Annotated in this window: 1 protein-coding gene; it reads right to left on the reverse strand. The window is 69.6% G+C overall.

Annotation, left to right across the window (positions count from 1 at the left end; translation table 11 throughout):
- A partial coding sequence (locus ACR9ZK_RS23805; RefSeq protein ID WP_481344368.1) for a GatB/YqeY domain-containing protein occupies window positions 1-230 on the reverse strand: 230 nt, incomplete at both ends.

Raw genomic sequence — 230 nt, forward strand, 5'->3', positions numbered from 1 at the left:
ATGTAGCTCCGTCTCGTGGGCTCGGAGATGTGTATAAGAGACAGCATCTGCTGCATCCCCGTGGCGCCCGACGCCGAGACGGCCTCGCGGACGATGCCCTCGAGCTCGCCGTCCTCGAGACCTACCTGCCCCGGCAGCTCGGCCTCCTCCTTCGCGGCCAGCTCGCTGCGGCCGGCGCTGGAGTACGCCTCGGCGGCCGCGCGACGCTTCTTGGCCTCCTTGGTCAGGAC

It is taken from the genome of Monashia sp. HAY1-5C (genome assembly GCF_056755255.1).